Origin of the sequence: Acidovorax sp., from assembly GCF_047607405.1 — a bacterium.
Classification (GTDB): Bacteria; Pseudomonadota; Gammaproteobacteria; order Burkholderiales; family Burkholderiaceae_C; genus Acidovorax.
On sequence record NZ_JASGDA010000076.1, the window covers coordinates 22135 to 29777 of the forward strand.

Below are 7643 nucleotides of genomic sequence, written 5' to 3' on the forward strand. Positions count from 1 at the left end.
CAATGCCCATGCCCCGCGCCGCCCATTCCCCTTCGGCATCGTCAACTGTCCTGGTGCGCGGCGCCTGCCCGCACGACTGCCCCGACACCTGCGCCCTGCTGACCACGGTGCAGGACGGCATCGCCATCCGCGTGCAGGGCAACCCGGCGCACGCGCACACCGACGGCGTGCTGTGTACCAAGGTGTCCAAATACGCCGAGCGCACCCACCACCCGGACCGCATCCTCACGCCGCTCAAGCGCACAGGCCCCAAGGGCAGCGGGCAGTTCACGCCCGTCGGTTGGGACGAGGCGCTGGCCGACATCGCACAGCGCCTGGGCAGCATCGCCGCCCGCGACCCGCAGGCCATCCTGCCCTACAGCTACGCGGGCACCATGGGGCTGGTGCAGGGCGAAAGCATGGACCGGCGCTTCTTCCACCGCCTGGGCGCGTCGTTCCTGCACCGCAGCATCTGCTCCACGGCGGGCGGCGAGGGGCTGCTGCACACGCTGGGCGCCAAGGTGGGCATGAAGGTGGAGTTCTTCGCCGAAGCGAAGCTCATCCTCATCTGGGGCAGCAACTCCATCGGCAGCAACCTGCACTTCTGGCGCTACGCGCAGCAGGCCAAGCGCAACGGGGCCAAGCTGGTGTGCATCGACCCGCGCAAGACCGAGACGGCGGACAAGTGCCAGGAGCACCTGCAAATCCTGCCCGGCACCGACGCCGCCCTGGCGCTGGCGCTGATGCACGAGCTGATCGCGAACGACTGGCTGGATCATGACTACATCGCCCGCCACACCCTGGGCTGGGACGGCCTGCGCGAACGCGCCCTGCAGTGGCCGCCCGAGCGCGCCGCCGCCGTCTGCGGCATTCCCGCCGGGCAAATCCGCCAGTTGGCGAAGGACTACGGCACCACCCAACCCGCCGCCATCCGCCTGAACTACGGCATGCAGCGCGTGCGCGGCGGCGGCAACGCCACGCGCGCCATCGTGTGCCTGCCCGCGCTCACGGGCGCGTGGCGGCACCGGGCGGGCGGGGTGCTGTTCTCCAGCTCGGGCCAGTTCCCCGTACAGCGCGCCGTGCTGCAGCGGCCTGACCTGATCCCTGCTGGCGCCACGCCGCGCACCATCAACATGGTGACGATTGGCGACGACCTGCTGCGCAAAGCATCTCCCGATTTCGGCCCCAGGATCGACGCCGTGGTGGTCTATAACAGCAACCCCGTGGCCGTGGCCCCCGACTCCGCCAAGGTGGCGCAGGGCTTCGCGCGCGAGGACTTGTTCACCGTGGTGCTGGAGCACTTCGCCACCGACACCGCCGACTACGCCGACTACGTGCTGCCCGCCACCACGCAACTGGAGCACTGGGACGTTCACCTGAGCTACGGCCACACCGACGTGCTGCTCAACCGCCCGGCGATTGCCCCCATGGGCCAGGCGCGCAGCAACGCCCAAATCTTCCGCGAGCTGGCGGCGCGCATGGGCTTTACCGACCCGTGCTTTGCCGACAGCGACGAGGCACTGTGCCAGCAGGCGTATGGCGACAAGGTGGACTTCAATCAGTTGCTGGACGTGGGCTTCGCCCCGCTCGCCATTCCCGACGCACCGTTCGCCGAAGGCGGCTTTCCCACGCCATCAGGCCAATGCGAGTTCTACAGCGAGCGCCTCGCCGCGCAGGGGCTGGACCCACTGCCCAGCCACGTCCCCAACCACGAAGCCCCCGGCACCGCCTACCCGCTGGCGATGATCTCGCCGCCCGCGCGCAACTTCTTGAACAGCACCTTCGTCAACGTGCAAAGCCTGCGCAACATCGAAACCCGCCCCGTGCTGGAGATCCACCCGCACGACGCCGCCCCGCGCGGCATCGCCGACGGCAGCGTGGTGCGCGTGTTCAACGACCGGGGCAGCTACGAATGCCACGCCACGGTGAGCGAGCGTGCCCGCCCCGGCGTAGTGAATGGCCTGGGCATCTGGTGGCGCAAGTTCGGCCTGAACGGCACCAACGTCAACCAGCTCACCAGCCAGGCCCTGACCGACCTGGGGGCCGCGCCCACGTTCTACGACTGCGTGGTGGAAGTGGCGCTGGCGTGAAGAATCAACTATCAAAAGAATAGCTGCTGGCGATTGTCCATCAAGCGCTACAGCCCGTTTTTGCTTGAAATCAGCGCCTGCAACCGCTGCGCCATGAAGTCGCGCAGCGCGCGCACCAGCGGCGTGAGCTGGCGGCGGCTGGGCACCGTCAGGTACAAGGGCGCGGCCTCGGTGGTCCAGCCAGGGCACAGCGGCAGCAGCCGCCCGGCGGCCAGGTCGGCCGCCACGTCGAAGAGCGACTTGTAGGCAATGCCCCGGCCCAGCACGGCCCAGCGGTGCACGGCGTCGCCATCGTTCGCCACGTTGCGGGCGCGCACGCGCACCGCTAGCTCCCGGCCCGCCGCGTCCCAGAAGCGCCAGCGGTCGTGCACGTCCTCGCCCAGCATGAAGCACAGGCAGCCGTGCGCGGACAGTTCGTGCGGGCTCTGCGGCGTGCCGTGGGCTTGCAGGTAAGCAGGCGCGGCGCACAGCACGCGGCGGCCTTCGGCCAGCGGCAGCGCGACCAGGGCCGAGTCTTGCAGCACGCCGTAGCGGATGGCCGCGTCCACCGGCTCGCTGTAGACGTTGGACATGCGGTCAGACAGCTGCAGGCGGATGTCGATGCCGGGGTGCGCGGCCTGAAAGTCGTCCAGCCACGGCAGCAGCACGTTGCGCCCCAGGTCTGACGGGGCCGCCAGCCGCAGCGCGCCCCGCAAACCGCCTGCGCGGCCTGCCACCAGCTCGTCCTGCGCCTGCTGCAATGCGGCCAGCGCGGGACGGCAGTGCTCCAGGAACAACGCGCCCTCGTGCGTCAGCCGCAGGCTGCGCGTGGAACGCACCAGCAGCAGCACGCCCAGTTCCGCTTCCAGCCGCTTGAGCGCGGCGCTGGCGGCTGCGGGCGTGATGTCCAGCGCCCGCGCCGTGGCCGAGAGGCTGCCGCTGTCCACGGTGCGCACGAAGATGTCGAGGTCTTGCAGGCTTTTCATTTTCAAATCTGCGTTGAATATGAATTCAACCAGCCGCCCATTTAAAACCATGTCGACAGGAAAGAGCATAGGCAGCCTGTCAAACCCTTTTTCTTTTCAAGGCACCCCATGAAAGCCGTTGGCTACCGAGCCCCCCACCCCATCGACCACCCCGATGCGCTGCGCGACATCACCCTGCCCGACCCGTCGCCCACGGGCCGCGACCTGCTGGTCGCGGTGCATGCCGTTTCCGTGAACCCCGTGGATGCCAAGGTGCGCGCCAGCAGCGGCCCTGCCGAGGGGCAGGATGACAAGGTGCTGGGCTGGGACGCCTGCGGCACCGTGCGCGCCGTTGGCCCCGAGGCCACGCTGTTCCGGCCCGGCGACCGTGTGTGGTACGCAGGCTCCATCGCCCGCCCCGGCACCAACAGCGAGCTGCATGTGGTGGACGAGCGCATCGTGGGCCATGCGCCGAAGTCGCTGGACAACGCCCAGGCCGCCGCGCTGCCGCTGACCGCCATCACCGCATGGGAGCTGCTGTTCGACCGCCTGGACGCGGTGCAGGGTTCGCAGCCCACGGGCCGGTCGCTGCTCATCATCGGCGCGGGCGGCGGCGTGGGCTCCATCCTCACGCAACTGGCGGCGCGGCTGACGGGCCTGACGGTGATCGCCACCGCATCACGCCCCGAGACGCGGGACTGGGTGCATAGCCTGGGCGCGCACCACGTCATCGACCACGGCCAGCCGCTGGCGGCGGAGCTGGCGCGCATCGGCCACCCCACGGTGGACCTCATCGCCAGCCTGACGCAGACGGATGCGCATTTCGGCCAGATCGTGCAAGCCATCGCGCCGCAGGGGCGCCTGGGGCTGATCGACGACCCCGTAGCGCTGGACGCCACCCTGCTCAAGCGCAAGTCGGTGTCGCTGCACTGGGAGCTGATGTTCACGCGCGCGCTGTTCGGCACGGACGACATGGTGGGCCAGCACCACCTGCTGAACGAGGTGGCCCGGCTGGTGGACGCGGGTGTCCTGCGCACCACGCTGAGCCAGCGCCTGGGCGCCATCAACGCCGCGAACCTGAAGCGCGCACATGCGCTGGTTGAGAGCGGCAGGGCGCGGGGCAAGCTGGTACTGGAAGGGTGGGGCTGATTGCTCTCAAAAAAATAGCTGCCGGCGCTTGCCACACAAGCGCCAGCAGCCTTTTTGGCGCTTAAAGCGAGGATCAGTCCAGCTTCACCCCCGCCGCCTTGATGATCTCGCCCCAGCGCTTGGACTCGGCGCGCGCCATGGCGCGGAACTGCTCGGGCGTGCCGGGCAGGGCTTCCATGCCGAAGTCGGTCATGCGCTTGACCACGGTGGGGTTCAGCAGGGCCTTGTTCAGGTCGCCATTGAGCCGCGCCGTGATGGCCGCGGGCAGCCCGGCGGGCGCCAGGATGCCCTGGAAGGCGAACACCTCGGTATCGGGCACGCCCGCCTCGGCCAGCGTGGGCACGTCGGGCAGCGCGGCCACGCGCTTGGCCGAGCCGATGGCGAGCGCGCGCACCTTGCCCGAGGTGATCACGGGCAGGCCCGCCGCCAGGTCCAGGAACATGCACGGCACCTGCCCGCCCATCACGTCCTGCAGCGCGGGGGCCGCGCCCCGGTACGGGATGTGGGTGAGGAAGGTCTTGGTGCGGTTCTTGAACATCTCCATCGCCAGGTGGTGCGGCGAGCCGTTGCCGGGCGATGCGTAGTTGAGCTTGCCCGGATGGGCGCGCGCGTAGGCGATGAAGTCCTTGACCGTCTTGGCCTCGAATGCGGGGTTGACGACCAGCGCCAGCGGAAAGCGGCTGATGCCGCCCACGTAGGTGAAGTCCTTCTCGGGGCTGAACGGCAGCTTGCTGAACAGGTGCTCGTTGTAGGCCAGCACGGCGTTGTCGGCCGACATGAAGGTGTAGCCGTCGGGCTTGGCCGTGGCGACCAGCTGCGCGCCGATGTTGGTGGACGCGCCGGGTCGGTTGTCCACCACGATCTGCTGGCCCAGGGTCTGGCGCATGGCCTCGGCCACGGTGCGCGCCAGCACGTCGGTGCCGCCGCCCGCCGGGTAGGGCACGACCCAGCGCAGGGGCTGGTCGGGCCAGTTGGATTGCGCGGCGGCCCAGGGGGCGGCGGTGGCGGCGGCCAGGGCGGACAAGAGGGTTCTGCGGTGCATGGCGTGTGTCTCCTTTTTGCTACATGTTTTATAGCTGCCAGCGCCCGTCCCATAAGCGCTGGAGGCCAATTTGGCTTGAAATGCTGTTTTACTGCGGCGCGGCGATGGTCTGGTCGATGGCGCCGAAGATGCTGGCGCCGTCCTTGCCCTTGACCTCGATGCGGATGGTGTCGCCGTATTTCATGAACTCGGTGGTGGGCTTGCCGTCCTGGATGGTCTCGATGCAGCGCTTTTCGGCGATGCAGCTGTAGCCCTTGGCCCAGTCCTTGTTGCTGACGGTGCCGCTGCCGATGATGGAGCCGGCGCGCACGTTGCGCGTCTTGGCGACGTGGGCGATGAGCTGGCCGAAGTGGAAGGTCATCTCCGGCCCCGCGTCGCACATGCCGACCTTGCGGCCGTTCCAGGTGGAATGCACGGCGAGGTGTAGGCGGCCGTGGTCCCAGGCGTCGCCCAGTTCGTCCAGCGTGACGGCCACGGGGCCGAAGGCGGTGGCGGGCTTGCTCTGGAAGAAGCCGAAGCCCTTGGCCAGCTCGGCGGGGATCAGGTTGCGCAGGCTTACGTCGTTGACGATGGTCACGAGGCGGATGCCGTCCAGCGCCTGCTCGGGGCTGGCGCCCATCTTCACGTCGCCGGTGATGACGGCGATCTCGGACTCGAAGTCGATGCCCATGGCTTCACTCGGCACCACCACGTCGTCGCAGGGGCCGATGAAGTCGTCGCTGCCGCCCTGGTACATCAGCGGGTCGGTGTAGAAGCTCTCGGGCACCTCGGAGTTGCGCGCTTTTCGCACCAGTTCGACGTGGTTGATGTAGGCAGAGCCGTCCGCCCACTGGTAGGCGCGGGGCAGCGGGGCCATGCACTGCGCCGGGTCGAACGGGAAGGCGTGGCGCGCGCGGCCCGCGTTGAGCTGGTCGTACAGGTCCTGCAGTTGCGGCGAGAGGAAGCCCCAGTCGTCCAGCACCTGCTGGAGTTTGCTGGCGATGCCGGTCGCATAATGGGCTGTGCCCAGGTCGCGGGAGACGACAACCAACTGGCCGTCGCGCGAGCCGTCTTTGTAGGTGGCGAGTTTCATGGTGGCAGGACCTTTGTCTCAAAGTGGTGGTGGGCTGGCAGAAATTTCGATTGGGTAAATTGATTTACCTAAACAAAACCACAGAATTCTCGCACATGGACAAAGAACGTGCAGGCATCCAATCGGTGGAGGTCGGTTTTGCCCTACTGGACGGGCTGGCGCGCGCGCGCGGGCCGCTGATGCTCAAGGACGTGGCCGCCTCGGCAGGCATGAGCGCGGCCAAGGCGCACCGCTACCTGGTGAGCTTCCAGCGCCTGGGCCTGGTCACGCAGGACGGGCGCACCGCCCGCTACGACCTGGGGCCCGCCGCGCTCAAGCTGGGCCTGGCATCGCTGGCGCGGCTGGACGCCGTGCGCATGGCGCGCGAGCGCATGCCCGCGCTGATGGAAAGCATCGGCCACACGCTGGCGCTGGCCGTGTGGGGCAACCACGGCCCGACCATCGTGCATTGGGAGGAGTCGCCCCAGGCCGTCACCGCCAACCTGCGCCTGGGCGACGTGATGCCGCTGCTGTCGTCCGCCACGGGCCGCTGCTTTGCGGCCTACATGGCGCCCGAGGTGGTGGCGCCCTTGCTCAAGGAAGAACTGGCCCGCGCCGCCAAGCTGCGCCGCACCGGCGTGCCCGCCAGCCTGGCCGAAGCGAAGGCGCTGCTGGCCGAGGTGCGCGAGCGTGGCGCCGCCCGCGTGGTGGACACGCTGCTGCCCGGCATCGTGGCCTTCTGCGCGCCGGTGTTCGACGCGGACGGGCACCTGGTGCTGGGCATCACCACGCTGGGCTCGGTCGCCACCTTTGACCCGGAATGGGGCGGTGCGGTGGATGCGCCCCTGCGCGCCGCCGCCGCCCAACTGTCCAGCGACCTGGGCGCGGGGTATGGGACACCCCCTTGAGGCGCACCGCGCCATGCCCCCGCGCGCGCTGACCGCCCTCACCGCCCTGGTGCTGGCCCTGCACTGGCTGGTGCTGCAAGGCCTGCCGCTGGACTGGACGCGCCCCGGCCCGGCCGCGACCCGGGTGTTCAACACCCGCAGCATCGCCGCGCCGCCGCCCCCACTGCCCGCCGTGGAGCCCGCCCCGGCCCCGCCCGCCCGCAAGCCGCCGCCGCCCCCAAAACGGGCTGTGCAACCGGCGCCCGTGTCCAGTCCACCCGCGCCAGCGCCCGAAGACACAGCGCCCGGCGAAACCCTGGCAGCCGCCCCAGACGCTGAAGCCCCACCTGTCGCCCCACAGGAGCCCGCCAGCGCCCCCGAACCCGCCGCCAGCGCGCCCATCGGCCCCGCCGCAGGCGTGGACATCACCGCGCCCCCCGGCAGCGACGCCAGCCAGCCGCCCGGCACCGCGCCGCCGCCCGTGCGCGTCCCGCCGCCCGC

At 69.7% G+C, this 7643-nt stretch carries 6 protein-coding genes and 1 pseudogene; 4 read left to right on the plus strand and 3 right to left on the minus strand.

Annotated features, from left to right (window positions below; translation table 11 throughout):
• Positions 1-2: 2 nt before the first annotated feature.
• A complete protein-coding gene (locus tag QM569_RS09045) occupies positions 3-2069 on the plus strand; it encodes a molybdopterin-containing oxidoreductase family protein (protein ID WP_414986905.1) in 2067 nt (688 codons plus the stop codon).
• Between the two features lie 47 nt (positions 2070-2116).
• On the opposite strand, the gene QM569_RS09050 is transcribed toward QM569_RS09045, so the two are convergent.
• The gene (locus QM569_RS09050) at positions 2117-3034 is read right to left on the minus strand and encodes a LysR family transcriptional regulator (RefSeq protein WP_414986906.1); all 918 of its coding nucleotides are present in this window, start codon (positions 3032-3034) and stop codon (positions 2117-2119) included.
• Between the two features lie 108 nt (positions 3035-3142).
• Between QM569_RS09050 and QM569_RS09055 the strand changes: the two genes are divergently transcribed.
• On the plus strand, positions 3143-4162 hold the full coding sequence (locus tag QM569_RS09055; RefSeq protein WP_414986907.1) for a zinc-binding alcohol dehydrogenase family protein: 1020 nt from the start codon (positions 3143-3145) through the stop codon (positions 4160-4162).
• 73 nt (positions 4163-4235) lie between these two features.
• Here QM569_RS09055 and QM569_RS09060 read toward each other — a convergent pair whose 3' ends face one another.
• Both QM569_RS09060 and QM569_RS09065 read right to left on the minus strand, forming a co-directional pair.
• Positions 4236-5204, minus strand: coding sequence for a Bug family tripartite tricarboxylate transporter substrate binding protein (locus QM569_RS09060; RefSeq protein WP_414986908.1), 969 nt, complete (start codon positions 5202-5204; stop codon positions 4236-4238).
• Positions 5205-5292: 88 nt separating this feature from the next.
• A complete protein-coding gene (locus QM569_RS09065; protein WP_414986909.1) occupies positions 5293-6276 on the minus strand; it encodes a fumarylacetoacetate hydrolase family protein in 984 nt (327 codons plus the stop codon).
• Positions 6277-6371: 95 nt separating this feature from the next.
• Here QM569_RS09065 and QM569_RS09070 point away from each other — a divergent pair, with 95 nt between their 5' ends.
• The gene (locus tag QM569_RS09070; RefSeq protein WP_414986910.1) at positions 6372-7163 is read left to right on the plus strand and encodes an IclR family transcriptional regulator; all 792 of its coding nucleotides are present in this window, start codon (positions 6372-6374) and stop codon (positions 7161-7163) included.
• A pseudogene (locus QM569_RS09075) lies at positions 7147-7643 on the plus strand (DUF3108 domain-containing protein); the annotation flags it as partial. The gene QM569_RS09070 and the pseudogene QM569_RS09075, both read left to right, overlap by 17 nt.

Bases quoted from the DNA above. Each gene is read 5' to 3' on its own strand.
- QM569_RS09045 (WP_414986905.1), top strand. From the start codon at position 3: ATGCCCATGCCCCGCGCCGCCCATTCCCCTTCGGCATCGTCAACTGTC.
- QM569_RS09050 (WP_414986906.1), bottom strand. From the start codon at position 3,034: ATGAAAAGCCTGCAAGACCTCGACATCTTCGTGCGCACCGTGGACAGC.
- QM569_RS09055 (WP_414986907.1), top strand. From the start codon at position 3,143: ATGAAAGCCGTTGGCTACCGAGCCCCCCACCCCATCGACCACCCCGAT.
- QM569_RS09060 (WP_414986908.1), bottom strand. From the start codon at position 5,204: ATGCACCGCAGAACCCTCTTGTCCGCCCTGGCCGCCGCCACCGCCGCC.
- QM569_RS09065 (WP_414986909.1), bottom strand. From the start codon at position 6,276: ATGAAACTCGCCACCTACAAAGACGGCTCGCGCGACGGCCAGTTGGTT.
- QM569_RS09070 (WP_414986910.1), top strand. From the start codon at position 6,372: ATGGACAAAGAACGTGCAGGCATCCAATCGGTGGAGGTCGGTTTTGCC.